Source organism: Chitinophaga sp. 05T412 (genome assembly GCF_056396465.1).
In genome coordinates this window covers 246629-272730 of record NZ_JBFTLN010000003.1, presented here as the reverse complement: position 1 = coordinate 272730, position 26102 = coordinate 246629, and the positions used below count along the sequence as shown (strand labels likewise).

Sequence of the window (26102 nt, the reverse complement as noted above, 5' to 3'; positions counted from 1 at the left end):
GCATAAACGAAAACATATGGAACAAGCAACATTCATTGAGCAGTTAAGAGAAATAGTCAGGCCGTATGCAAAAAACCAGGAAGCACTGGCGCAGCTCAGCGTATCTACGGATTTTATCAACGACCTGAAAATTAATTCTGCCAACCTGGTAGATGTGGTACTGGACGTGGAAGAGAAGTATGATATTGTTATTCAGAATGAAGAAATGGAGCGGATGCTCAATGTGCAGGCCGCCATGGATATTGTGGAAGCAAAGCTGAAAGAAAAGTGATCGGCAATGATATGGTAGATCTGCACCTGGCGGAACGGGAAAGCAATATCCACCGCAAGGGTTTCCGGGACAAATTATTTTTGCCCCATGAAAAAGTGTTGATTGAAAAGGCAGCGCATCCGGAGGTGATGCTCTGGTTGCTCTGGAGCTGCAAGGAAGCCGTCTATAAAATCATTCATCGTATTACCCGCGAGAGAAAGTTTGCACCACAGCAGTTCGCCTGCTATTTCTCCCCAAATGCTACAGCAGCAGGTGAAGTAATCTATCAACAACAGCGCTATTATTTCCAAAGCCACCGGATAGGATCAGGTATTCATACATTGGCGGCGGTTACACCAGCGTTACTACAGCAGCTAACGGCGGTGACCCATTACCAGGTAAAACCCGGCTGGCAGCATTTATTACCGGCTACTGAATTATTTCAAAAAGATGAATACGGTATTCCGTATATTCATGACTGTTATAGCGGTGAACGTTGGCCGGTTTCCGTTAGTCATCACGGCAAATATGCAGGGATGGTAAAAATCTCCGGCACTTCTCCCAAAAATATCTTTGTTTCTCCACTGGAAGATATTAACTAACCGCCCATCCAAAAAAGTGCTTGTTTTTGCTCAAAAATGCTACATTGTACGTATGTTTATACATAAAGGTAAAATAACAGCAATCTGCATCAAAATAGTATCGAAATAGTATGCTTTAAAGGCCGATATTTACCTAAAGACAAAAGAAACAACCAACAGCTATAGTGATTGAATACTGGTAGACATCTCTGCCATGCTTTGTAATTACCGCGATTATCAAAAAACGAGTACGCAACGCGTACTTAACAAAACGAGTTATGTTCCAACGTTATGTTACACTTACGGTCGGCTTCCTGGCGGCGTTAGTAGCCTGTAATAGTGGCGGCTCTTCCGATAAGCAGGAGGAGAAGCTACCTGAAATAGTTGATTATAATTTCAATATTCGTCCCATTTTATCTGACAAGTGTTACGCTTGTCACGGTCCCGATGCTAACAAGCGGGAAGCTGGACTACGCCTGGATATTGCCGACAGCGCTTATAAGGCATTGAGAGAAACGCCGGGTGCACATGCACTGGTGCCGGGGAATCCCATGGCGTCTGTGGTATACCAGCGGATCAGTACCAAAGATACCGCACAGCGCATGCCGCCGCCTTCGTCTAACATGTCGCTCACCAGTTATGAAATCAAACTGATTGAGAAGTGGATCAAGCAGGGCGCCCAATATAAACCGCACTGGGCCTTTGTGGCGCCGGTATTGCCGGCTATGCCGAAAGTAAATGATGAGAAATGGCCACGCAATGAAATAGACCGCTTTGTATTGGCGCATATGGAAACCAAAGGGCTGGAACCCAACCCGGTAGCGGATCATGAAAGACTCCTGAAACGTCTTTGCCTGGACCTCACCGGACTGCCGCCTTCTCCCGAACGAATGGATCGTTTTGCCAAAGATACCAGCGCACAAGGTTACGAACGCATGGTAGATGAACTGCTGGCGGACACTGCGTACGGCGAGAAAATGGCGATCCACTGGATGGACGTAGCCCGCTATGCCGACTCACACGGCTATCAGGACGATAACTACCGTTCCATGTGGCCCTGGCGGGATTGGGTGATTCATGCATTCAACGAAAACCTGTCTTACAAAGAATTTATTACCTGGCAACTGGCAGGAGATATGATGCCAAGTGCTACCCGCGAACAACTGCTGGCATCCGGCTATAACCGCAATCATAAAATCACCGAAGAGGGAGGTGTTATTGATGAAGAATACCGCATTGAATACGTATCAGACCGCACCAACGCTTTCGGTAAAAGCCTGCTGGGCATTACCATTGAATGCGCCCACTGCCACGATCATAAATACGATCCGTTTTCACAAAAAGAATACTATGAACTATTCGCCTTCTTTAATAATATAAAAGAAGTCGGACTGCAATCTTCCGTAGGTGGCCCTGAAACCTACGCCAAATCGCCTTATATGGAGATCACCAAAGAAGATCTCAAAGGCGTTTTGCACTTCATCAACAAGCAAGACACCAACCGGTTGATTGTATCCGTGATGGGAGAACGGGATACCACCAGAAAAACGTATATCCTTGGCMGTGGTAACTACGACAACCCTACGTTGGAAGTCACCCCGGAAACACCGCATTCCGTATTACCTTTCGATACCAAACAATATCCTGCTAACCGCCTCGGTTTGGCAGCCTGGCTGTTTGACAAGCGCAACCCGCTCACCGCAAGGGTTTTCGTGAATCAGCAATGGCAGGAAATTTTCGGCAGAGGGATCGTTAAAAGCACGGGCGACTTTGGTATGCAGGGCGATTTGCCCACCAATCCGCAGTTGCTCGACTGGCTCGCCAGCGACTTTATGCAGCATGGCTGGAATATTAAACGGCTCATGAAACAAATGGTGATGTCGGCCACCTATAGGCAGTCGGCGGTAGCTTCCAAAGAAAAACAGAAAGCAGATCCGGAAAATATTTACCTCTCCCGTGGACCCCGTTTCCGCCTGCCCGCAGAGCTGGTGCGCGACCTGGTGTTACAAAGCAGTGGTTTGTTGGTACATACCATCGGAGGCCCCAGTGTAAAGCCTTATCAACCTAAAGGATTATGGGAAATGGCTACTTCCGGCAGGGGCATCCTCGCCACTTACAAACAGGATCATAATGAAAGCCTGTACCGCCGCGGATTGTACACGTTTATTAAACGTACCGTACCACCACCTTCCATGATGATTTTCGATGCCAGTAACAGAGATCAGTGTGAAGTGAAACGCAGCAATACCAATACGCCGCTGCAGGCATTGATCATGCTGAATGACCCTACGGTGCTGGAGGCCTCCAGGGTATTGGCTTCGCGGCTGCTCCAACAAAATAATACACCAGCGAAAAATATAGAACAGGCTTTCCGTTTGATTGTTTGCCGCACGCCGCAACAGCAGGAAGTAGCGCTTTTGCAAAAGTACTACGATCAGCAGCAGCAGTTGTATAAGCAGCAACCTGCCAATGCTGTCAAACTCCTGCATCACGGAGAATATCCGATGGCTACCAACCTGGACAACGCACAGTGGGCAGCTATGATGCAGGTCATTACGACTATTTATAACCTGGAGGAAACCCTTTCGAAAACATAACCGGGGCCATCACCCTTTCAAATATAGGAAGATGAAAAACGAATTTATAGAGCATCACCTGAATATGAATCGCCGCAAATTCTTGTCACGACTGAGTTTGGGCGTAGGTAGTCTGGCGTTGGGATCTTTGCTGATACCGGATATTTTTGGCAAAGGCGGTGCAGAAGAGGCCCCGTTTATTCCAGGTGTGCCACACTTTGCACCGAAGGCAAAAAGAATCATTTACCTGTTCCAGAATGGAGCACCATCGCAGCTGGAGACCTTCGATTATAAACCAAAGCTGCGTGAAATGATGGGGCAGGAGCTGCCGGCATCTATCCGCGGGGGGCAACGTTTAACGGGCATGACAGCCGGACAGACGTCGTTCCCACTGGTGGGATCGCATATCGATTTTAAACAGTACGGCGACTCGAGAGCCTGGGTGAGTGACTTCTTTCCGCATACCGCAAAGATTGTGGACGATATCTGTATTGTGAGATCGATGTATACAGAAGCCATTAACCATGATCCTGCCTTAACATTTTTCCAGACCGGTGCACAGCAGGGGAACCGCGCCAGCTTTGGGTCCTGGATGAGTTATGGACTGGGTAGTGAGAATAAAAACCTGCCGGCATTTTGTGTGTTGTTGTCGAGAGGAAAAGGTAATGGGCAGGGTGTATATTCGAAGCTCTGGTCAAACGGATTTTTAGATAGTATTCACCAGGGAGTGCAGTTCAGCAGTGGCGAAAGTCCGGTGCTTTACCTCAACAACCCCGATGGTATTGACATGGCCAATCGCCGGCAGATGCTGGATCAGTTGTCTGCTTTGAATGATCAGTCGCTGAAAGAATTTGGTGATCCGGAAATTGCCACCAAGATACAACAGTATGAAATGGCGTACCGGATGCAAACGGCGGTGCCGGAGTTAACGGATCTCTCCAAAGAATCCGATGATATTATTAAAATGTATGGACCGGAATGCCTGGTGCCCGGTACTTTTGCGGCCAACTGCCTGTTGGCCAGGAAGCTGTCTGAAAGTGGAGTGCGTTTTATTCAGTTGTACCACCAGGGCTGGGATCAGCATGGTAATCTGCCGAATGAAATGGCGGGCCAGGCGAAGGATGTGGACCGTGCGTCTGCGGCATTGATTACCGATTTGAAACAACGGGGTTTGCTGGATGAAACGCTGGTAATCTGGGGCGGCGAATTTGGCCGTACTAATTATTGTCAGGGTAAAATGACGGCCGACAATTACGGTCGTGATCACCACCCGCGCTGCTTCTCCATCTGGATGGCTGGTGGTGGCGTAAAGCCAGGCGTATATGGAGAAACAGACGAATTTGGTTACAACATCATCAAAGATCCGGTGCATGTACATGATTTTCATGCCACCGTTTTACACCTGATGGGACTGGATCACGAAAAATTAACTTTTAAACACCAGGGTCGCCGTTACCGGCTTACTGACGTTGCCGGTAAAGTAATACCGGGATTGATGGCCTGATAAATAGATAACCATGGAAAGAAGAAAATTCATACAAGCGTCGGCGTTAGTAACAGCCTCTTTTTACATTTCCCGCGATCTTTTTGCGAAGCCGAAAGGACCGGTTTATGGCCACAATGGCATGCGTTATGCCCTGGATACCAAGTGGGGAACACTGGACAGCAGCCGGTACCCCGTGAAAGATTGCCATGAAATGGTGCAGGACAAGAAAGGTCGGATCATCCTGCTGACCAATGAAACGAAAAATAATATTCTCGTCTACAATAAATCTGGTAAACTATTGGAAAACTGGGGTCATGAATTTCCTGGTGCACATGGTTTAACCCTCAGTAATGAGAATGGTACGGAGTATTTATTTATCACCGATACCGAAAAACATCAGGTATATAAAACTACCATGGATGGAAAAATCATTATGACGATTGACTATCCTGCGGAAACCGGTAAGTACACGAAGAAGGAAGAATTTGTGCCTACAGAAACCACGGTAGCAGCTAATGGTGATTTTTATATAGCAGATGGATATKGTGCGCAATATGTGATGCACTATGACCGCACAGGAAAGCTGTTKGCGATTTGGGGAGGAAGAGGTCAGGGAGATGAACACCTGGACAATGCGCACGGTATCACCGTAGATCATCGCCAGGGCACGCCTACGCTCATTGTTACTGATAGAACACGTAATTGTTTTAAACGTTTCAGCATGGACGGGAAATTACAGGAAGTAATTGCCCTGCCAGGCGCTTGCGTGTGCCGTCCGGTGATCAAAGGAGATCATCTCTATGCGGCGGTATTACGTTCTCCCAATATGGACAAGGAAGGCAGCGGTTTTGTGACCGTGCTGGACAAGGATAACAAAGTAGTATCTAATATTGGTGGTACCGCTCCGGTGTATACCAATGGCCAGTTACAGCCGATGCAGCAGGCAGAAAAAATATTTGTACATCCTCATGATGTGTGTGTAGACAATGATGAAAATTTATATGTGGCGCAGTGGGCTTCAGGGAAAGTGTATCCATATAAACTCAGGAGGGTATAATGATATTGAAACAGCGACTCCGTTGGCAGGCAGTAGGTAGTAATGTGTTGTTTGCCGCTAATATTTTTATTCTTTTTTTACTCGTTTTCAATAGCCAGGTAGTATTACCGCCCTGGCTGCAGGTATTGGGACGTATGCATCCCTTGCTGTTACACTTTCCGATAGTGCTGCTGCTGATAGCCGGCGTATTAACGTTTATCCGTTTGCGTGAGCCGGCAACCGAAGCCTGGAAGCAACAGTTCACCGCTATTTTGCTGCTTGCTGGTGCACTGAGTGCAGTCGTTACCGTTATCATGGGCCTCTTTCTTTCCAAAGAAGAAGGCTATAATGGCAGTGGTATCCTGCAATGGCATAAGTGGAGTGGGGTAGGCATCTGCTGGTTGGCTTCGGCGTTGTATTGGCTGGGACAATCTGCTACGCCCCGTTTGCGGCTGCAGCAGGTGGGAGTAGTCATTACTGTAGTATTGTTAGTGTTGACAGGTCATTTTGGCGCCGATATCACCCATGGGGAGAACTTTGTACTGGCGCCGGTAACGCCTGCCGGAAAAAAGGGCGCGGTACCGTTTGATCAGGCKCTGGTATATGAGCACCTGGTGAAGCCAATACTGGAAGAAAAATGTATGAATTGCCATAATGCCGGTAAAGCAAAAGGGGAATTGGCCATGGATCTGCCGCAGCAGTTGTTGAAAGGAGGAAAGAGTGGTAAGCTGTTTGTGGCTGGTAAACCGGAAGTGAGCCTGTTACTGGAAAGATTACACATGCCACTTGATGCAAAGAAGCATATGCCTCCTGCAGGCAAGCCACAGCTAACAGACGAAGAAGTAACATTGTTGTATTACTGGATAAAAGGCGGGGCCGATTTCAAAGCGAAAGTAGCCGCACTTCCGGCGCATGATAGCTTACGTTTGCTGGCGGCCACGATGTTGCAACCAGAAGAGAAAAAGGAACCCGTGTATGATTTTTCTGCTGCAGATGAAAAGCTGGTGGAAAAACTCAACAATAACTATCGCGTTATTTATCCGATCGCCTTACATGCGGCGCCGCTGATCGTGAACTGCTATAACAAAGATCAGTTCAACAGCAAGGCCATCGAAGAGCTGTTGCCATTAAAAAAACAGATCATTGAAATGCACCTGCAGAAAATGCCGGTAGCCGATGCGGATTTGAAAACCATTTCGCAGTTTCAACAACTGAGAGCACTGAATCTGAGCTTTACAAACCTGAAAGGGAAAACGCTTGACGCCCTGGCGTCGTTGCCTCACCTGGAAAGCTTGTCGTTGTCCGGCACGCCGGTAACGATGGCCGAACTGCAGGCGTTGAAGAAAGCGCCGGCCCTGAAGGAGCTATATCTCTGGAATACCTCGCTGACAGCAGCTGATATGCAACAGGTACAAAGTGCATTCAAACAGGTAGCTGTGATCAAAGGATTTATGGACGATGGTAACCTGCTGAAGCTGAATCAGCCGCAGTTGATGAACACCGCCATGATTTTCAGGGATCAGATACAGTTGATATTGAAACATCCGATCAGAGGCGCGGAAATACGCTATACTACGGATGGCACAGTGCCGGATAGTATGCAATCGCCGGTGTTTAAAGACAGCCTGTTAATCGACAAGAATGTCACCATTCGTGCTATTGCCTGTAAGAAAGGCTGGTATGCCAGTGATCCGGTGCAGTATAGCTTTTATAAGTCTTCGTATATCCCTGACAGTATCCTGCTGGTTACACAGCCGCATAGCTCTTATCCGGGCATCGGGCCAAAAACACTCATTGATCTCCAGAAGGGAGGTGTAGAGCATGGCAATGGAAAATGGTTGGGATATAATGGAAAGCCAATGGAAGTAGTCATGCTGTTTAAAAAGCCAGTTTCGTTGCAGCAGGTGGCGGTGKGCAGTTTGAGCAATGTGGGCGCTTATATTTTCCCTCCTTCCAAAGTAGAAGTATGGGGAGGGCCGGATGCGCAGCATCTGAGACTCCTGAAAAAAGTGATGCCTGCTGCCGGCAAAAAGGATGATCCCGTAACTGCGCTGGATATAGATTGCAGTTTCCCGCTGACAAGTTTGTCTTGTATAAAAGTGATCATGTCGCCGCTTCCTAAGATTCCTGAGTGGCATCCGGGCAAAGGAAATCCGGGTTGGGTGTTTGCAGATGAAATACGCTTTAATTAGCTGTGTAATTCGCCTACCTTTGACAGGTAAGGGAGTACCAGATGAAACAGCATAAGTATGAAGAAATAGCCGCCGATATAGCCCGTAACATCGAAGGCGGGCAATACCTGCCGGGGCACAAGTTACCTTCTGTAAGGGCGTTGAAAGAGCGTTATCAAACCAGTTTAAGCACTATACAAAGTGCGTATGATGATTTGTTATTGAACGGATGGGTAGAGAGTGTGCCCCGGTCGGGTTATTTTGTAAGTGCCCGGCCGGCGCCGGTAGCCGATACCGGTGAAACGACGGTGATCCGTGATCCGGTATTCCGTGCTAACCTGGCGGTAATTACCTCTGAGAACCTGCAACGCAGTGTGTTGTCGGAATTCAATGTGGCGGCTCCCGGCGATCTGCTGTTACCCCAACAGTTATTACTTAAAACCATGCAACAGGTGATCCGGGAAAAGGGCGCCGCGTTGTTGAAATATTACCCTCCCAATGGATCGGCTGCGTTGAGAGCCGCCATCACCAAACGTGCCGCGCACTATCATACCCGTTTACAGGCCAATGAATTATTGATTACAGATGGCGCCTTGCAGGCGGTATACATTGCCCTGGCGGCCGTATGCGAGCCGGGTGATGTGATTGCCATTGAAAGTCCCTGTATATTTTCTGTACTGGAAGTGATCCGTGTATTGCGTTTAAATGTGGTGGAAATTCCGGTGCATCCCCGTACCGGCTTTGATATTGCCGCATTGCAGCAGGCGTGTACGCTGCATACTTTTAAAGCGATTGTAGTAACGCCTAATTTTCATAATCCTACCGGTGCATTGATGACAGACGAGCAAAAGCGTTTGTTGTTACAGGTGGCGCAAACCAACGGCATTGCGTTAATTGAAAATGATATTTACGGAGAGCTGTATTTCGATGGGAAGCGGCCTTCTACCATTCGTTCTTTTGATGAGAGTGGCTGGGTAATGACTTGTGCCTCTTTTGCGAAGTCGCTGGCGCCGGGCATCCGGCTGGGGTGGCTGTCGGCCGGGCGCTTTTTCCGGCAGGCAGAGCAGATCCGTTTTGCGATTGGCAGTGCCGTGTCGCCCGTGTACCAGGAAACGATGCTGAAGATCCTCGAAAGTAGTGCTTATGAAAAGCATCTCCGGGTATTCCGCCGGCAGTTGCAGGCGCAATGTAACCAGAGTATTAAGTTAATAAAGGCACATTTTCCGGCGGATACTGTTTTATCCCGTCCGCAGGGTGGTTATCACTTATGGGTACAGATGCCGCCCAGGCAGGATATGAAGGCTTTTTACCGGTATTGTGCGCAAATAGGCGTGAAGTTTACCCCCGGATCAGCATTTTCTTTCCGTCCCATTTTTGAGCATTCTTTCCGGTTGGTATTTGCGGACAAGTATACTGCTGCCAAAGAGGCGGTACTTCGTAAGATAGGTACCTATGCGTCTACCCATCAAAAATAATCTGTACCGCCTGGATTTTTGTTGACTGTATCTTCCCGGCTGGTGGGCATCTGCTACTTTCGTAGCTCAAGTTTAACTGTAGGGATATGGATACAYAAGTGATTACAAAGTTTGCAGTGGCATCAGATAAGATGCTGGATGAATTGTTATACCTGCTGCGTACCTGGATGTCGGAGCATCCGGATGAAGTGCCGGAAGGCACCTATACGAGAAAAATACTGGTCAATACGATGAATAGTTTTTCCAGTCAGTGGCTGATTGTATATGCCGGAGACGAGCCGGCGGGATTTGCTTTTCTGACAGATGCGGGTGAGCGCCCGGCCATCCTTGACAATAAGCGAATCGTGCAGTTGGTAGCTTTCGGGGTGTTGTCCGCATATGCCGGTGGGGTGGTGGAAACATCGCTGCTGGAGAAATGTATGACGATTTACAAGGGACGCGATGCTATGTGGACGATGCCCACTGCGGCCAACAGACCGTTTCTGGAAAGCGGAGGATTTGTGCAACAGGCAGCAACCTCTTATTGGGTGAAGGAGCAACTATAACGGATATACGTGGAATATTTTATTATCTTAATGCCTTATTCGTCCACGTATAATTGAAGCATATGACTTTCCGGTACTTCGCGTTGTTATCCATTTTATTTTATCATTTGTCGGCGGCTGCGGAGCCTATCAAAATTGCCTGTTTGGGTGCAAGCATCTGTGCCGGCGCCCGGTTGGCAGATCCGAAAACGCAGTCGTACCCGGCACAGCTGGAACGTATGCTGGGTAAAGGTTACCGCGTGACTAACTACGGGGTGAGCAGTACTACTTTGTTGAAGAAAGGGGATCACCCTTATTGGAATACGCCGCAATATAAAGCCGCGCTGGCCAGCCAGCCGGATATTGTAGTTATTGATCTCGGTGGGAACGACAGCAAGCTGGTGAACCGTGTATACCTGGATGAGTATGAAAAAGATTATCGTGAGATGATCGCGGCTTTTAAATCGTTGCCTTCAAAGCCGCGTATAGTGCTGCTACTGCCGATTCCATCGTTTGTGCCGGATACCACGCAGATCTGGGACCCGGTGATTGCCAAAAGTATTCTGCCTAAAGTGAGATGGGTGGCGCATGAGGAAAATGTGGAAGTAGTAAATATGAATGCGTTGTTTATTGGGAGGCCGGCATTGTTGCCGGATGGGATTCATCCGGAACTGGAAGGCACTACAAAGATGGCGAAAACGTTGTATGAGGTGATTCATCCGGAGGCGGCGCCGTCGTTACATCTGCTTAATAATTTACCTAATCATGTGTCCACCAGTTATTTCTATGGCTATCATGCCGTGGATTTTGATTTCAAAGGACGGGATTGCAAAGTGGTAGCACCGGTACGGGAAGCGGCCGGTCATCCGTGGATTTGGCGGGCCCGCTTCTGGGGGCATGAGCCACAAACAGATATTGCGTTGCTGGAAAGAGGATTTCATGTGGTGTATTGTGATGCGTCGGAATTATTCGGTAATGAAGAAGCTATTCAATTGTGGAACGACTTCTATGCCATGCTGCATGGAAAAGGATTAGCGGAGAAGGCGGTGATGGAGGGCATGAGCCGGGGTGGTATTTACGTGTATAACTGGGCGGCTGTGAACCCGGATAAGGTGGCAGCCGTGTACGTAGATAATCCTGTTATAGACCTGACGAGCTGGCCGGGTATACAGTATAAGAAGCAATCTGCCAATCGTGGTGAGTGGGAGGTATTTAAGAAAGATTATCAGCTGACATCTGATTCAGCGGCGCTGGCATTTAAAGGGAGTCCTTTGTATAAGGTAAACGACATTGTAAAGGGTAAATACCCTATGTTGCATGTGTTGGCAGATGAAGACCGGGATGTAATCCCAGCTGAAAATACGCTTCCTTTTGAAGCCAAAGTACGTGCAGCCGGCGGCGATATAACGGTGATGCATAAACCGGGTTTTGCGCATCATCCGCATAGCTTCCCAGATCCCACGCCTATTGTGGATTTCATCTTAAAGGCCTTGCATCGGTAGTTGTTGCAGCAACCATTCCAGCTTATACATTTGATGGAAGCTGTCGTAGTTCATGAGCTCCGCATCGCGTTTAAACTGTGCATCTATCTGGTCCGCCAGTGTGGGATGGTCCCGGAAGGCTTGTTTCACATTCCAGGCAGTTAATGTCTGTAATTGACCATTGGCTGCTGAGAAATAGTATTTGAACTGATCGTCGGGTCCTTCTTTTGGAGATGTAGGTATTTTTCTTTTATACAACAATAGCTTTGGATTGCTATTCAGTATCTGGTAACTGTAGTTGCCTATTATCCTATATACTTCCCCGTTAGTGAGCCGGTAGGCGAAAACCTCCTGCTTATTCAGTTGCAGGATACTGTCTTTATAGAGAATAGTGACATAGCTTTTAGGGGCCAGCGTATATAGTTTAATGCTGCTGGTGCCGGTGCTGTCATGATACCGGAGTTGACGAATGAGGTAGTCATTTACATTGGAATAAATACCTGTTATTTTTTTCTGTGCGGTAAGTGGTATGCTAACGCTCATCAACAACAGGCATATGCCTGCAATGCTTTTAAATCTTTTCATAACCAACCGGAGATTGTTTTAGCTATTGCAATTTTACTAAAACATTTGTTTATACACCCTGTTTTCAGAAAAATGGTATTTTGACAAAAAATCCAGGTACTTGAAAATTATAGGCCAGATATTCCTTTCCTTTATTATTTACCTGCTGCTATGTGCCGCTACATTTTTAATGATAAGAACGATCCTGCAGTATACTGCATTACGGGATGATGTGGGCTTTTTACTATTAAAGCAGGCATATGTAGGGAATAAGGTGTGGAAGGTTGCTTTTTATGTGCATGTATTTTCGGCGATATTTTCCCTGATGGCGGGCTTTACACAATTTGCGGGAGAGCTGTTAAAAGAGCGCCCCTTGGTACACCGGGTTGTTGGACGTTTGTATGCCTGGAATATCATTGTTATCAATTTTCCTGCGGGCATGATCATGGCCTATTACGCAAATGGCTTGCTTCCTTCCAGGATTGCTTTCACCATATTGGATTGTTTATGGTGCTGGTTTACCTGGCAGGGCGTTGCCGCTGCCAAAAGAGGCGATATCGCTGCACACCGCCGTTTTATGATCCGGAGTTATGCACTGACGCTTTCCGCAATCACACTCAGAAGCTGGAAAGAAATCTTATCGCATAGTTTTGATATCGACCCGCTTACCTTATACATGATTGATGCCTGGCTGGGATTTGTGCCCAACTTATTATTAGCAGAAGGATGGATTTATTTTAAAATCATCCCCTTGACAGCGCAAGCTGATAAAAGATCAAGTACATAATAGCGCCAATGATAATCGACAAGCAGAGGAGGAAAGTAATGATCCCCGCTGTAAGTGCTATTGTTTCGCCTTTTGATTGAAATACGCGGTAAATTTTCCGGGAAAAGAAATAACATATCCAGCCTATAACAAAGGCTACTGTCATGAAGAAAAGAATAGCCACAATAGAAGATCCCATAGGTATTATTTTAGGTTGATGACCATATTCCAGGTTTTATCTACTTCATACGGTCTTGGGCCGGAGCCGGTAGCCGCAAAGAGATGTGTAGGTTTGCCGTTCTCAAATAAAAGAAAAGGCCGTTCAAAGTTGGCTTGATGCGTGGTAGTGCCATCATTCCATTTCACGATACGGGAATAGGCTTTTACCGGATTGGATAGTTTCCAGTCGACGCCATTTTTAGAAGTAGCATGAATACCGCCACCTTCTTCTCCGCAAATATGTCCGAAGCGATCTTTCATGATCAGTTCATATTGTTTGCCAGACCACCATACAAAGGGATCTTCCACATCGTTGTCCATGTTTTCCTTACTGTGAAAGGAGAATACCGGTTTGTCGGATAATCTTTCGTACACTGCATCATAGCGTTTGGCGCCTGCGGCTCCCAGCAGTAGCGGCGGCGATTGATCTTTGGACGATGATTTATACATCAGGTATACGCTGCCATCAGGTTTGATGACCGGCGACGGATTGGAGGTAATAGAAGCGTCCCATTTACCAGGGCGCGGTGATATTACCGGGTGGTCCATGCGTTTCCAGGGACCGAAAACAGAGTCAGACACGGCCATGCCTACACGCTTGTGCATCCAGGCGCGTTGGGCGCGACCATCCGCCCATACATCCTCGCGGTTATCGGGCACTTTGAAATCGTATGAGGTACCCATGTAATAGAGCAGGTATTTATTTTTATATTTTACAATTCTCGGGTTGTGTGTCACCAGTCCATCGAAGAAGTCTTTTCCGCGGGGAGCCAGCACTACTTCTGCGAAGGTGTACGGCCCTTCCGGCGTAGGTGAGGTGGCTCTCACAATTTGTGAATTGGTGACCCAGTTGCCGAAGCCCAGGTCTTTCGACCAGCGGGACGCAAACATATGATATTGCCCGTCTTCTCCTTTTACCACAGAGGGGTCCCATACCCAATAGTCGTCCATTTTAAAACCGCCACCTACGGGAGCCGTGAGCAGTTTATCTGCAAAAGCGGTGTCGGTAGTGCCAGCCAATAGTCTATTGGCGCCCAGCAGAGATGGAAGAATAATGCCTGCGGTGACTTGTTGAATAAAAGTGCTTCTTTTCATGTGTCCAACGTGTTACAATCGACTATAGGTATATTGAGAATAGTGCAACATACAAAAAAATGAGGGGATAGGAAATACCGGAGTTTTTCAGGAATTTTACGGAAACCCGTGATCCCTTATGAACTTAGACGAATTAAAAGAGGAACTATTAGCAAGATGGTTAACCGCATACGATGAAATAACGACACTGGAAAATTATCAAGCAGAAGCTGTTAACTGGGTATTTTCAGATCGTTTTCAGTTTGAGTTGTCCACTTATACCAAAGAAGGATTCCCTCCTGGCGAAGGGTTATTAAGTGAACCGCCATCAGAAGAGGAGTATTTTACCTGGGGATTAGATGCGGTTGGGAGACCTTGCTACTATAGTGGAAGAAATGTCTGGAAGGGTTTTTTTACTTATTCTGAAGAGTTGGTAGAGTATGTGGATTTTGAGATGGGGACAGCGCTACCTAATCGTATACGACGGATTATATATAAGGATGGTAAGAAAGTAAGCTATCAAGTGCTTGGTATTAACGGAGGAGTATGGAATATCTCGGAGGCAGGCCCCACTAAAGAAGATAAGTTGGCATACATTCGGGAAGATATCATATGCTCAGTGGAGCAATATCATTATGAAGGAGATCGTATTGCATATGCAGACTGCTTATATGCCTATGAGGAAGAAGAAAATTATACTACTAACCTCTATACCTACACGTCAACAGGAGAATTATACGAAATAACTAAAGTTGATGTCGATGGCAAACGCAGGTGTCAATATGCACAGCCGGTAGTGGACATGACACTGGAGGAATTGCAGGAGGAAGTAGCACAGCGAATGGCGGCAGATGTTGTGGATACATTGGTTGCTTATGGCGTGGATGTACCATTGGCAGTGTTAGAAGTCGGTTATCGTGTCATTGCTAATTATATGCCTATGTTAAGAGTGGTATCGCGAGCTGATTGGACAGCGTATGTGGAGGAAAACGGAGAGGAGGAATTATTTGCTTTATTGGTGATAGGAGGAGATGCAGAGTATATTGAACTAATTCCTCAAAATAGCGACCATCTGTTTACTGCGTTTAATGCACACTTGAAAACATTGGATATTTACGAGCCAGCAGAGGCCATGATCAGGAGGACCGCCCAATTATTAACAGCCGGACTAGTGGCTGCTAAGTTATCCGTCACAGAAGACTTCATCGCTTTTTCTGCGGACTGGAGTATGGCAGATGATTTAGACGAAGTGTTAACGGATGGTGGTATGCCTAAAAACCAAATCGCTGACTGGCGGAAAAGAGGGATTATTTAGATCAATTTCCGTCCTAACTACTCCCATTCTTTCCTTCAGATTCATTTATATTTGAACCCATTTAACAGGATCATTAACATGAGCAATAAAATCAAAGTAATGGCGATTTGCGGCAGCACCCGGGAGGTTTCCTCCAATCACCATCTTATCAAGGCTATTACCACGCTAAGCGCAGATATATTCGACGTGCAGTTATGGGATGGACTCACCGGCTTACCGCATTTCAATCCTGATTTGGATATGCTGCCGGAAAGTGCGCCGGAGCCTGTACAGCAATTCCGCGAACAACTGACTAAAGCTGATGCCGTGTTGATTTGTTCACCGGAGTATGCCATTGGCGTGCCGGGAACATTAAAAAACGCGATTGACTGGACCGTTTCCTCCATGCAATTTTCCCGTAAACCGGTGGCATTGATTACGGCGGGGACTTCGGGGTATAAGGCGCATCAGTCGTTGCTGGGAACCTTACTCATTATAGAGTCTAAAATAGGAGAGAAGGCGCAGATAGTAGTATCTGGCGTAAAGCGGAAAGTGAATGAGCAGGGTGTGATTACCGATCCTGAAACGGAAACGCAGGTACGAAAATTGATAGCTACGCTGGCTGCTGTGGTGGCGGGTGAAGAAGAAGACGTTGTATTATTACCAGCGCCGTCGTTATTTTAAATAATTATTTGAGAAGATGTAGTTGCCTTAAAAAGAGGCAGCATTACATAAACTGATTTAAATTAGAAAAAGATGATGGGAGATTGAAGCAGATATACCTGTTTCAATCTCCCATCATCTTTTCAATCTCCCAAAAATCAAAAGTAAAAATCAGTATAATCAGTTTAATCCTGTCCCAGGACAAAAAAATCGCTTATTTACCAATCGCATACTTTGTATTTTCAGTAATCCCTTTCCAGGTATCTGTGCGGAAAGGCGCAGCCGGGAAACCTTCTTTGTTAAAGAGGTTATCTTCCAGGTTATCATCCGCCCAGCCATAACGTACCGCTACAGGATTGCTGACTTCTTCGGAGAATACCACTACTTTATCGCCTGTTACATAGGCTTTGGCATAATGGAATTGCTGATCGGCGCCGGCTACTTCAAAGCCTCTGATATAGCCGTATTTATCGTTTGCCGTAAGACCACCGCCCACGCTGGTAAAGCTGAGGGTTACTTTATTACCGTTGGTTTGCATGGACTGATACACAGGACCACTGTACACGTTGTTTTCACCATAGGTATTATGTAAGGCCACAGCTGCCAGTCTTTTCCCTACGTCCTGTTTATTTCTTGGGTGAATGTCTTTCGGGTCTCCCACGTCTGTAATAACGGCCATGCCTGTATTAGGAACGTTCAATGTAAGCGTTTGGGCTTCTCTTAACTCTGCCCAGGTGCTTCCGTGTTGGCTATTGCCGTTGGCAGAATTGAAGCTGGCCAGTTGTACAAAGTAGAAGGGGAATTCGCCCTGATGCCATAACCTGCGCCAGTCGCTGATGAGCAGCGGAAATGATTTGCGGTATTCATAAGCGCGGCCGGCGTTGGTTTCGCCCTGGTACCAGATAGCGCCTTTGATGGCAAATGGTAATATGGGATGAATCATGGCATTATACAGCAGGGAAGGGTAGCTGTTGGGGCCTACACTCACTTCGGGGATAAAGGCGGATGCCATGCGGTAAGCCCAATCGCCCGCCAGTGATTGTTTGTGGCCTGTTATGTTCACAAATATGTCGGATGCATCGCCGGTAAAACCACCGCCACCGCCGGTATCTTCTATTCTTACTGCAATCGTGTTTTTACCTGCTTTTAACACACCGGCCGGAATCTGATACAGGCGGGTAGCATTGTAAGCATTGGTGCCGCCAACGCGGGCGCCATTGATATACGTCACATCGTTATCATCGATAGTACCCAGGCTTAATTCAGCGGGTTTGCCAGCATCAGCAGCGGCGATGTCGAAGCTGCGGCGGAACCAGATGACGCCGTCGAAGTCGCCGATCTGCTGGGTTTCCCAGGCGCCGGGTACTTTCATTTTGTCCCACGACTGATCCGCCACGGTTTCGGCCGACCAGCCGGCGGCGGTAGCTGCATCGGGCAATTCGCCCTGTTTAGACGCTATGAGTTGCTGCACACGTTTTTTATTGGCTATCGCAAAAGAGTCGATGTTCAATACCGGCGCATTTTTTATGAGGTCGCTGAATACTTCGTTATTGGCCATTCCATCGCGGCTGATCCAGGTTTCCACCATGGAGCCGCCCCAGGACGTGTGTATAAGGCCAATAGGGACATGTAACTGCTCGTTGAGGGCTTTGGCAAAGAAGTAGCCAACGGCAGTAAAATCGCCGGTATTTTCAGGGCTGGCGGCCTTCCAGGCACTAGGCTTGATATCCGCTTTAGGTGTAGCGGAAATATCTTTCGGTAAATAGAAATGCCGGATATCAGGGTTCGCAGATGCCGCTTTGGCTTTATCTGCGTTCAATACTGCATTTACAGGGAATTCCATGTTAGACTGGCCGCTGCACACCCACACATCTCCCATCAGGATATCATGTAGGGTGATATTGTTCTGGCCCTGTACGGACAAATTATAAGGGCCTCCCGCTTTCTCCGCATTCAACAATACTTTCCACTGGCCGTTTTTGTCTGCTTTAACGGTTTTCGTTTGTCCGTTAAACTGAATGGTCACTTTTTCATTTTTATCTGCCCAGCCCCATACCGGAATGGGTTTATCGCGTTGCAGTACCATGTTGTCGCCGAAGATATTGGGAAGACGAACAGTGGCCCATCCAACCGAGGTAATCATCGTGGTGGCCAGTAACAAAACTGTTTTTTTCATATTTGTGGTATTGTCGTTATCAAGAGAAATGCGTGGAATCGCTATGCGCCTATAAATGTAAGCAAGCGTTTTTTTATTTTATAACTTTTATGATAAAGAGGTGACAAGTGGCGACTTAAAATTATATACAAATAACCCTGAATAGTGTAACAGATTCCCTTCGTACCKGAAGTAGCTTTGCATAAAATCGTTAGAAATATGTCAATCGCTATATCCGTGCAGCCTACTGCACATAAGAAACAAGAGATCAAAGAATCATACCCTGTATTGGAAATGACTTGTGCTGCCTGTGCCATCAGCGTGGAATCAATGCTTAAATCTGTTCCCGGTGTATCTGATGCCGGTGTGAACTTCGCCAATCAGCGCGCCTGGGTAGTATATGATCCATCCGTAGTTACGCCGGAAGGCCTGCAGAGCAGTGTTCGCAGCGTTGGTTACGATTTGCTGATCAATAAAGAAAACCAGGAAGAAGAACAGGCGGCCGCACAGCAAAAGCACTACCAGCAAATCAAACAAAGAACCATCTGGTCGGCGGTATTATCGCTCCCTGTGGTGATCATTGGTATGTTTTTCATGGATATGCCTTATGGTAACTATATCATGATGGCGTTTGCCACACCGGTAGTGTTTTTCCTGGGTCGTCACTTCTTCGTGAATGCATGGAAGCAAGCCAAATTTGGTAAGGCCAACATGGATACACTGGTGGCATTAAGTACCGGTATTGCCTGGTTGTTCAGTGCCTTCAATACTTTTTACCCTGAATTCTGGCACCAGCGCGGGTTGCATGCACACGTCTATTTTGAAGCAGCAGCGGTAGTTATTGCGTTTATATCTCTCGGAAAATTACTGGAAGAAAAAGCGAAATCAAATACTTCCTCTGCCATCAAGAAACTGATGGGCTTACAACCTAAAACCGTATTGCTGGTAGGCAGTGATGGTAATACCACCGAAATTCCTATTGCACAGGTACAGGTAAATGACCTGTTGCTGGTGAAACCCGGAGAAAAAATCCCGGTAGACGGTAAAGTCGCCAATGGTACTTCCTATGTAGATGAAAGCATGATTACCGGAGAGCCGGTAGCGGTGGCTAAAAAAGCCGGAGAACCGGTGTTTGCAGGTACTATTAACCAGAAAGGCAGCTTTCAGTTCCATGCAGAAAAAGTAGGCTCCAACACCCTGCTGGCACAAATTATCAAGATGGTGCAGGAAGCCCAGGGCAGTAAAGCGCCGGTACAGAAGCTGGTGGATAAAATAGCCGGCATCTTTGTACCGGTGGTGATTGGTATTGCCATCTTAACCTTTGCTACCTGGATGATATTAGGGACAGATAATGCCTTTAGTCATGCGTTGCTCACCGCCGTTACTGTACTGGTGATTGCTTGTCCTTGTGCGCTGGGACTGGCTACCCCTACCGCTATCATGGTGGGAGTAGGTAAAGGCGCTGAAAACAATATCCTCATCCGTGACGCAGAAAGCCTGGAGCTGGCCCATAAAGTAAATGCCCTGATACTGGATAAAACCGGTACCATCACCGAAGGTAAACCTGTAGTAACAAGCATTATCTGGAATACCGAAGGAGATACCGCTCAAAAAGTGCTGTATGCACTGGAACGCCAGTCAGAACACCCGCTGGCAGAAGCGGTAGTGGCTCATTTGCAGGAACAAAATATTACTCCTGTAGCATTGGATCATTTTGAAAGCATTACCGGACAAGGAGTAGAAGGTCGCTTTGAAGGTAGCACCTGGTACATAGGTAACGCCAAACTGATGGCAGCGCATAAAGTACTGCTGGATGCCACTACCAAAGCCAAAGCCGGCGCATTGCAGGCCGCCGCTAACACCGTAGTATATTTTGCGGTCGATAAACAACTGCTGGCCGTGATTGCCATTGCCGATAAAATCAAAGCTACTTCCAAAGCGGCTATTGAAACCTTGCAGCGCAGCGGTATTGAAGTATATATGCTCACCGGCGATAATGCCCACACCGCAGCGGCTGTAGCCCAACAGGTAGGGATTAAACACTATAAAGCAGAAGTATTGCCCTCTTATAAAGCCGAATTTGTGAAAGAGCTGCAACAGGCCGGTAAAGTGGTTGCCATGGCGGGAGATGGTATCAACGACTCCCAGGCGCTGGCACAGGCTGATGTGAGCATCGCGATGGGTAAAGGTTCTGACATCGCTATGGATGTGGCTAAAATGACCCTGATCACCTCAGATCTGAACAGTATCCCCCGGGCATTTAAATTATCCGGAAAAACTGTCAGCACAATTAAACAAAATCTCTTCTGGGCGTTTATATATAATGTCATCGGTATTCCAATTGCGGCGGGTGTATTATTCCCGATCAATGGATTCCTGCTGGACCCAATGATTGCTGGTGCAGCTATGGCATTGAGTTCTGTGAGTGTGGTGAGTAACAGTTTACGTCTTAAAATGACCAAACTATAATTATGTAAAAGGAATTATGAATTGTGTAACAATCCCCGGTTCCTTCTCTCGTAATTTTACACCATCAAACAGACAATCATCTCACAAAAAAATAAATAAAATGGAAACAGTACAATTCAAAACCAATATAAAATGTTCAGGATGTATAGCAACGGTAACGCCTGTATTAAATGAACTAGCCGGCGCCGATAACTGGGAAGTAGACCTGAATAGCCCGGACAAAGTGCTCACCATCGCCAAAGAAAACCTGGATAAAAGTGAAGTAAGAGTAGCGATAGAAAAAGCAGGTTATAAAGCAGAAGCATTATCATAATATCAGCGCATCAATTCTTACAAACCTTAAAACGACATAACATGAAAAAGATATTACTGGCAGGAATGGTTTTAGTAGCCGGATTTTTCCAACAAGGTAAGGCACAGGACAAAGCTACTTCTTCCCAACTTTCTCCTTTGCTGACACACTACTATCAGCTGAAAGATGCGCTGATTGGCAGCAATGCCACCACCGCTGCGGCACAGGCCGATGAATTTGTAAAAGCTGCCGCCAAAGTAGATATGAAATCAATGCCTGCGGCAGATCACAACGCTTACATGCCTTTGTCCGACAAATTATTAGCCGATGCCAAAGGAATTGCAGGCACTAAAGACATCAGCAAACAACGGGAGTATTTTAAAACATTGTCAGATAATATCTATACACTGGCGAAAGCAGTATCCTTATCTGCCGCACCAGTATATCAGGAATATTGCCCCATGAAAAAAGCCTACTGGCTGAGCAGCAGCAACGCCATTAAAAATCCTTACTTCGGCAATCAGATGCTGACTTGCGGTAAAGTAAGCGATACTATTAAGTAGCAGCATTTTAATTTCGACTATGAAAGCACTATTCCTGTATATGATATTTATGAGCCTGTGTGGTGTGGTTACTGCACAGGCTTCTTTCAACCAGGCTCCTAAAGTAGTTCGCTACGATCTGTATGTAGGAGATACCATGGTGAACTACTCCGGAAAAACCAAACATGCGCTCGCCATCAACGGCGCCATCCCCGGCACTACCATGCACTTCACAGAAGGCGATACCGCAGAAATTTATGTGCATAATACCCTGAAAGAAGAAACTTCCATCCACTGGCACGGACTTATTTTACCTAATCAGTACGACGGGGTATCTTACCTCACCACCAGCCCGGTTAAAGCAGGTGAAACACATCTCTACCGGTTCCCCCTTGTACAACACGGTACCTACTGGTATCACAGTCATACCATGTTCCAGGAACAAAGCGGTATGTACGGCGCCATTGTTATCCATAAAAGAAATGAAACTAACGAGAAAGAATATACGTTATTGCTGAGCGACTGGACCGATATGCATCCGCATACTGTGAACCGCTACCTGCATAATGCGAACGACTGGTTCGCCATCAAAAAAGGATCGGTACAGAGTTATGCGGAAGCGGTAAAGCACAAACATTTTTCTACCAAAGTAACCAATGAATGGAAACGCATGAATGCCATGGATGTGAGCGACGTATATTACGAACGCTTTTTGTCCAACGGCCAGTCTGCCGCCACAGCGCCACAGTTTAAAGCTGGCGACAAAGTACGGTTGCGCATAATTAACGGTAGCTCTTCTACCTATTTCTGGTTACACTATGCCGGCGGTAAAATTAGCGTAGTCGCCAACGACGGCGCCGACGTAGAACCCGTAGAAGTAGATCGCCTGCTGGTAGGGGTTTCAGAAACTTATGATGTGGTAGTGACCATACCTGAAAATATGCAGTATGAATTCATGGCTACCGCAGAAGACCGCACCGGCAGCACTTCCCTCTGGCTAGGTGAAGGCATGAAAATGCCGGCCAAACCGCTGCCACGACTGAAGTACTTCGAAGGCATGAAGATGATGAACGGCATGATGCAAATGAACGGCGACCTGGATACCAGCGGCGGTATGCAGATGACCAATCAGCAGATGGATATGAATACCGTGATGTATCCTGAAATTACCGGCGGCGAAGCAGCGGCGCCTATGCAACACGACATGGGTAGTATGCACATGGATAGCACTTCTGGCGATATTGTAACGCTGAACTATGGCATGTTAAAGGCGCCGGAGAAAACCACCTTGCCTGATGGCCCTATGAAAGTACTCAACTTCGAACTAACGGGTAACATGAACCGCTATGTATGGAGTATCAACAATAAAACGGTTTCCGAAACAGATAAGATCTTAATTAAGAAAGGTGAAAATGTAAGAATCGTGCTGTATAACAACACGATGATGCGCCACCCGATGCACTTACACGGACATTTCTTCCGGGTGCTGAACGGACAAGGAGAATATTCCCCGTTGAAAACCGTGTTGGACATCATGCCGATGGAAACGGATACCATTGAATTTGCGGCCACGGAGAGCGGCGACTGGTTCTTTCACTGTCACATTTTATATCACATGATGAGTGGCATGGGACGTGTGTTCAGCTATGAAAATTCACCGCCTAACCCGGAAGTACCAGATCCTGCGATGGCGTATCGCATGTTGAAGAAAGACGACCGCATGATGCATACCATGGCCAGGGTAGGACTGGAAAGCACTGGTAGTGATGGTGAAATCATGGTAGCCAATACCCGTTATCGCTTATCTACCGAGTGGAGGCTGGGATTGAATGATCATCATGGTTATGAAAGTGAAAGCCATTTCGGACGATACATTGGTAAAATGCAGTGGCTGTTTCCTTACGTCGGTTGGGATGTGCGTTACCGCAAAATGGAAGAATCCGAGAAGAATTTATTCGGACAAAAGAATACCAAAGATTTCAGACAGGTATTTCATGTGGGCCTGGAATATACGTTGCCGATGCTGATTGTGGCGGATGCTTCTGTGGATACCGACGGCCGCCTGCGGTTTCAGCTGATGCGGGATGATGTGCCGGTAACGAAACGGCTACGGTTCAGTTTTATGGTGAACACCGATAAAGAATACATGGCCGGCTTCCGGTACATTGTTACCAAAAACTTTGCTATTTCAACACATTACGATAGTGATATGGGACTTGGCGCGGGGATTACATTAAGCTATTAAAACCTACAAGAAATGGATCATCAACATCAGCATGAGCATCAACACGGGCAGCAACATCAACCAGCGCCCGAACATCAACCAGCATCTGAACACGCACATCATGAACATCATTCGCATGGCGATATGCCAAAGGCGCCCGATCATTCCGGCCAGCAGCATGGTGGTCATGGCGGACACCATGATCATCACGCGATGATGATTGCCGACTTTAGAAAACGTTTTTATGTAGTGTTATTATTCACCGTTCCAGTAATGCTGTTATCAAAAATGATTCAGCAATGGTTAGGTATTTCTATAAATTTTACGGGAGATAAGTACCTGTTATTAGCCTTGTCTTCAACGGTTTTTGTATATGGCGGCTGGCCCTTTTTAAAGGGTTGGTACGACGAAATGAAAGCCTGGGAGCCGGGCATGATGACGCTGATCGGATTTGCCATCACCGTGGCTTATATCTATAGTGTGGCCACGGTAGTGGGTTTATCGGGAATGGATTTCTTCTGGGAGTTAACTACCCTGATTCTCATTATGCTGCTGGGGCACTGGATTGAAATGAAATCAGTGATGGGTGCGTCCAGGGAATTGGAATTACTGGTACAGCTAATGCCGGATAATGCGCACCTGGTACATGGTGATCATATCATGGAGGTGCAAACGTCTTCCCTGAAAGCAGGCGATATCATCTTAATCAAGCCAGGTGAAAAAGTAGCCGCAGACGGGGTGGTTACCGAAGGTGAAACCTATCTGAATGAAAGCATGCTGACGGGCGAGTCCAAACCAGTACAGAAGCAGGCCCGCGATAAAGTCATTGCAGGTGCCGTGAACGGCAACGGGGCGATTAAAGTATCCGTGACACATGGATCGGCAGATTCTTATTTATCGCAGGTAGTGAAGTTGGTGCAGGATGCACAGCAATCTAAATCCAAAACGCAGCTGCTGGCAGATAAAGCGGCGCGTTGGCTGACCCTCATCGCCATCCTGGCGGGAGTAGCTACTTTCTTATACTGGTGGATGAGTGGAAGAGATATTTCCTTTGCCATTGAACGGATGGTAACGGTGATTGTGATTTGCTGTCCGCATGCGCTGGGACTGGCAGTACCACTGGTGATCGCTAAATCCACCGCCTTGTCGGCCAGACACGGACTGCTGATTAAGAACCGCACCGACTTTGAAAATTCCCGTAACATTACCACCATCGTATTCGATAAAACCGGTACGCTGACCGTAGGCCGTTTTGAAGTAGTACGTTTTGATACCTTACAATCTGGTTTGACGAAAGAAGCGATGTTGTCGCTGGCCGCAGCGCTGGAAGGCAGCTCTGAGCATCCGATTGCCACGGGTATTGTGGACAAAGCAAAAGCATTACAATTATCATTGCCGGCGGCAGAAAATATTACCGCTATTACCGGTAAAGGTATTACCGGGAAGGTGGGTGGAAGAGAAGTGAAGGTAGTGAGCCCTGGTTTTATTGAAGAGCAGTTTAAAGGGCAGAACACCAGTGCTAACATTGCTTCCGGGGAAACCGTGGTGTATGTGGTAGTAGATAATGCAGTAGCAGGATTTATTGCGCTGGCGGATCAGATCCGGCCGGAATCTGCCGGAGCCATTGCCACGCTGAAGGAGAATAATATCAAAACGGTATTGCTTACCGGTGATAATCGTAAAGTGGCAGAAAGCGTGAGTAAAGCATTAGGCATGGATAGCTTTTTTGCAGAAGTATTGCCTCATGAGAAGTTGGATAAAATAAAAGAGTTACAGCAGAAAGGTGAGTTTGTGGCGATGACAGGTGATGGTATCAACGATGCGCCGGCGCTGGCCCAGGCGAATGTTGGTATCGCTATTGGCAGTGGTAGTGATGTGGCGGCAGAGACAGCCGGCATTGTGCTGGTGAACAGCAATCCGCAGGACGTGGTGAACCTGATTTTGTTTGGAAAAGCTACCTGGCGTAAGATGATGCAGAACCTGATCTGGGCTACGGGGTATAACGTAGTGGCGTTGCCGCTGGCAGCCGGCGTGCTGTATGAGCAGGGTATTTTACTGAGTCCGGCGGCAGGGGCGGTATTGATGACCGTGAGTACCGTGGTGGTGGCAATTAATGCCAGTCTGTTAAAAGTGAAAGGCAAGTAAAACGTAAATATTGCGTAATATTGTAGTGGATTTAATCATGTGATAGTATTTTAGTTTACAACTGTTATTTTCGCCATGTTATCATCCCATAAATGCCTCTCAAAATAATAACCAT

20 protein-coding genes are annotated in these 26102 nt (G+C 46.9%); 17 read left to right on the top strand and 3 right to left on the bottom strand.

Annotation, left to right across the window (positions count from 1 at the left end):
* Positions 1-16: 16 nt before the first annotated feature.
* The 9 genes from AC1DFM_RS08380 to AC1DFM_RS08340 all read left to right on the top strand — a co-directional run bounded on the left by AC1DFM_RS08380 (position 17) and on the right by AC1DFM_RS08340 (position 11601).
* Complete coding sequence (locus AC1DFM_RS08380; protein WP_477076260.1) at positions 17-271, top strand: acyl carrier protein; 255 nt, start codon at positions 17-19, stop codon at positions 269-271.
* Positions 268-852 (top strand): 4'-phosphopantetheinyl transferase family protein, encoded by a 585-nt coding sequence (locus tag AC1DFM_RS08375; RefSeq protein ID WP_477076259.1) that lies wholly within the window; start codon positions 268-270, stop codon positions 850-852. The genes AC1DFM_RS08380 and AC1DFM_RS08375 overlap by 4 nt, the downstream gene beginning before the upstream one ends.
* A 257-nt stretch (positions 853-1109) precedes the next feature.
* Complete coding sequence (locus AC1DFM_RS08370; protein WP_477076258.1) at positions 1110-3428, top strand: PSD1 and planctomycete cytochrome C domain-containing protein; 2319 nt, start codon at positions 1110-1112, stop codon at positions 3426-3428.
* 31 nt (positions 3429-3459) lie between these two features.
* A complete protein-coding gene (locus AC1DFM_RS08365) occupies positions 3460-4911 on the top strand; it encodes a DUF1501 domain-containing protein (RefSeq protein WP_477076257.1) in 1452 nt (483 codons plus the stop codon).
* A 13-nt stretch (positions 4912-4924) separates the two neighbouring features.
* Positions 4925-5950 (top strand): NHL repeat-containing protein, encoded by a 1026-nt coding sequence (locus tag AC1DFM_RS08360; protein ID WP_477076256.1) that lies wholly within the window; start codon positions 4925-4927, stop codon positions 5948-5950.
* Positions 5950-8121, top strand: a complete 2172-nt coding sequence (locus AC1DFM_RS08355; RefSeq protein ID WP_477076255.1) for a c-type cytochrome domain-containing protein — start codon at positions 5950-5952, stop codon at positions 8119-8121. Before AC1DFM_RS08360 ends, AC1DFM_RS08355 begins: the two co-directional genes overlap by 1 nt.
* A gap of 41 nt (positions 8122-8162) precedes the next feature.
* Positions 8163-9575 carry an aminotransferase-like domain-containing protein gene (locus AC1DFM_RS08350; protein ID WP_477076254.1) on the top strand — a complete coding sequence of 471 codons (1413 nt, stop codon included), beginning with the start codon at positions 8163-8165 and terminating at the stop codon, positions 9573-9575.
* An 86-nt stretch (positions 9576-9661) separates the two neighbouring features.
* Complete coding sequence (locus AC1DFM_RS08345) at positions 9662-10120, top strand: hypothetical protein (protein ID WP_477076253.1); 459 nt, start codon at positions 9662-9664, stop codon at positions 10118-10120.
* A 62-nt stretch (positions 10121-10182) separates the two neighbouring features.
* Positions 10183-11601 carry a GDSL-type esterase/lipase family protein gene (locus AC1DFM_RS08340; RefSeq protein ID WP_477076252.1) on the top strand — a complete coding sequence of 473 codons (1419 nt, stop codon included), beginning with the start codon at positions 10183-10185 and terminating at the stop codon, positions 11599-11601.
* On the opposite strand, the gene AC1DFM_RS08335 is transcribed toward AC1DFM_RS08340, so the two are convergent.
* Positions 11581-12165 (bottom strand): hypothetical protein, encoded by a 585-nt coding sequence (locus AC1DFM_RS08335; protein WP_477076251.1) that lies wholly within the window; start codon positions 12163-12165, stop codon positions 11581-11583. The genes AC1DFM_RS08340 and AC1DFM_RS08335 overlap by 21 nt on opposite strands.
* A 100-nt stretch (positions 12166-12265) precedes the next feature.
* Here AC1DFM_RS08335 and AC1DFM_RS08330 point away from each other — a divergent pair, with 100 nt between their 5' ends.
* Positions 12266-12931: a DUF2306 domain-containing protein gene (locus AC1DFM_RS08330; RefSeq protein WP_477076250.1), complete on the top strand. Its 666-nt coding sequence runs from the start codon at positions 12266-12268 to the stop codon at positions 12929-12931.
* A gap of 183 nt (positions 12932-13114) precedes the next feature.
* Here the strand turns inward: AC1DFM_RS08330 and AC1DFM_RS08325 are convergent, their stop codons facing one another.
* Positions 13115-14224, bottom strand: a complete 1110-nt coding sequence (locus tag AC1DFM_RS08325) for a glycoside hydrolase family protein (RefSeq protein WP_477076249.1) — start codon at positions 14222-14224, stop codon at positions 13115-13117.
* A 118-nt stretch (positions 14225-14342) separates the two neighbouring features.
* On the opposite strand from AC1DFM_RS08325, the gene AC1DFM_RS08320 reads away from it, so the two are divergent.
* Both AC1DFM_RS08320 and AC1DFM_RS08315 read left to right on the top strand, forming a co-directional pair.
* Positions 14343-15518: a hypothetical protein gene (locus AC1DFM_RS08320; protein WP_477076248.1), complete on the top strand. Its 1176-nt coding sequence runs from the start codon at positions 14343-14345 to the stop codon at positions 15516-15518.
* 78 nt (positions 15519-15596) lie between these two features.
* Positions 15597-16181 carry an NADPH-dependent FMN reductase gene (locus AC1DFM_RS08315; protein ID WP_477076247.1) on the top strand — a complete coding sequence of 195 codons (585 nt, stop codon included), beginning with the start codon at positions 15597-15599 and terminating at the stop codon, positions 16179-16181.
* Between the two features lie 193 nt (positions 16182-16374).
* On the opposite strand, the gene AC1DFM_RS08310 is transcribed toward AC1DFM_RS08315, so the two are convergent.
* Positions 16375-18336, bottom strand: coding sequence for a sialate O-acetylesterase (locus tag AC1DFM_RS08310; protein WP_477076246.1), 1962 nt, complete (start codon positions 18334-18336; stop codon positions 16375-16377).
* Positions 18337-18534: 198 nt separating this feature from the next.
* Between AC1DFM_RS08310 and AC1DFM_RS08305 the strand changes: the two genes are divergently transcribed.
* The 5 genes from AC1DFM_RS08305 (at position 18535) to AC1DFM_RS08285 (ending at position 25987) form a co-directional block, all read left to right on the top strand.
* On the top strand, positions 18535-20784 hold the full coding sequence (locus AC1DFM_RS08305) for a heavy metal translocating P-type ATPase (RefSeq protein ID WP_477076245.1): 2250 nt from the start codon (positions 18535-18537) through the stop codon (positions 20782-20784).
* 100 nt (positions 20785-20884) lie between these two features.
* Complete coding sequence (locus AC1DFM_RS08300; RefSeq protein ID WP_477076244.1) at positions 20885-21097, top strand: heavy-metal-associated domain-containing protein; 213 nt, start codon at positions 20885-20887, stop codon at positions 21095-21097.
* A gap of 41 nt (positions 21098-21138) precedes the next feature.
* Entirely contained in the window at positions 21139-21639 is a 501-nt protein-coding gene (locus tag AC1DFM_RS08295; RefSeq protein ID WP_477076243.1) for a DUF3347 domain-containing protein, read from the top strand.
* 19 nt (positions 21640-21658) lie between these two features.
* Positions 21659-23863, top strand: a complete 2205-nt coding sequence (locus AC1DFM_RS08290) for a multicopper oxidase domain-containing protein (protein WP_477076242.1) — start codon at positions 21659-21661, stop codon at positions 23861-23863.
* A 12-nt stretch (positions 23864-23875) separates the two neighbouring features.
* Positions 23876-25987: a copper-translocating P-type ATPase gene (locus tag AC1DFM_RS08285; protein ID WP_477076241.1), complete on the top strand. Its 2112-nt coding sequence runs from the start codon at positions 23876-23878 to the stop codon at positions 25985-25987.
* Positions 25988-26102: the final 115 nt, after the last annotated feature.

What these genes read in the sequence shown, in the direction of transcription:
- AC1DFM_RS08380 (WP_477076260.1), top strand. Translation starts at nt 17, where the DNA reads ATGGAACAAGCAACATTCATTGAGCAGTTAAGAGAAATAGTCAGGCCG.
- AC1DFM_RS08365 (WP_477076257.1), top strand. Translation starts at nt 3,460, where the DNA reads ATGAAAAACGAATTTATAGAGCATCACCTGAATATGAATCGCCGCAAA.
- AC1DFM_RS08350 (WP_477076254.1), top strand. Translation starts at nt 8,163, where the DNA reads ATGAAACAGCATAAGTATGAAGAAATAGCCGCCGATATAGCCCGTAAC.
- AC1DFM_RS08340 (WP_477076252.1), top strand. Translation starts at nt 10,183, where the DNA reads ATGACTTTCCGGTACTTCGCGTTGTTATCCATTTTATTTTATCATTTG.
- AC1DFM_RS08335 (WP_477076251.1), bottom strand. Translation starts at nt 12,165, where the DNA reads ATGAAAAGATTTAAAAGCATTGCAGGCATATGCCTGTTGTTGATGAGC.
- AC1DFM_RS08325 (WP_477076249.1), bottom strand. Translation starts at nt 14,224, where the DNA reads ATGAAAAGAAGCACTTTTATTCAACAAGTCACCGCAGGCATTATTCTT.
- AC1DFM_RS08320 (WP_477076248.1), top strand. Translation starts at nt 14,343, where the DNA reads ATGAACTTAGACGAATTAAAAGAGGAACTATTAGCAAGATGGTTAACC.
- AC1DFM_RS08315 (WP_477076247.1), top strand. Translation starts at nt 15,597, where the DNA reads ATGAGCAATAAAATCAAAGTAATGGCGATTTGCGGCAGCACCCGGGAG.
- AC1DFM_RS08310 (WP_477076246.1), bottom strand. Translation starts at nt 18,336, where the DNA reads ATGAAAAAAACAGTTTTGTTACTGGCCACCACGATGATTACCTCGGTT.
- AC1DFM_RS08305 (WP_477076245.1), top strand. Translation starts at nt 18,535, where the DNA reads ATGTCAATCGCTATATCCGTGCAGCCTACTGCACATAAGAAACAAGAG.
- AC1DFM_RS08300 (WP_477076244.1), top strand. Translation starts at nt 20,885, where the DNA reads ATGGAAACAGTACAATTCAAAACCAATATAAAATGTTCAGGATGTATA.
- AC1DFM_RS08295 (WP_477076243.1), top strand. Translation starts at nt 21,139, where the DNA reads ATGAAAAAGATATTACTGGCAGGAATGGTTTTAGTAGCCGGATTTTTC.
- AC1DFM_RS08290 (WP_477076242.1), top strand. Translation starts at nt 21,659, where the DNA reads ATGAAAGCACTATTCCTGTATATGATATTTATGAGCCTGTGTGGTGTG.
- AC1DFM_RS08285 (WP_477076241.1), top strand. Translation starts at nt 23,876, where the DNA reads ATGGATCATCAACATCAGCATGAGCATCAACACGGGCAGCAACATCAA.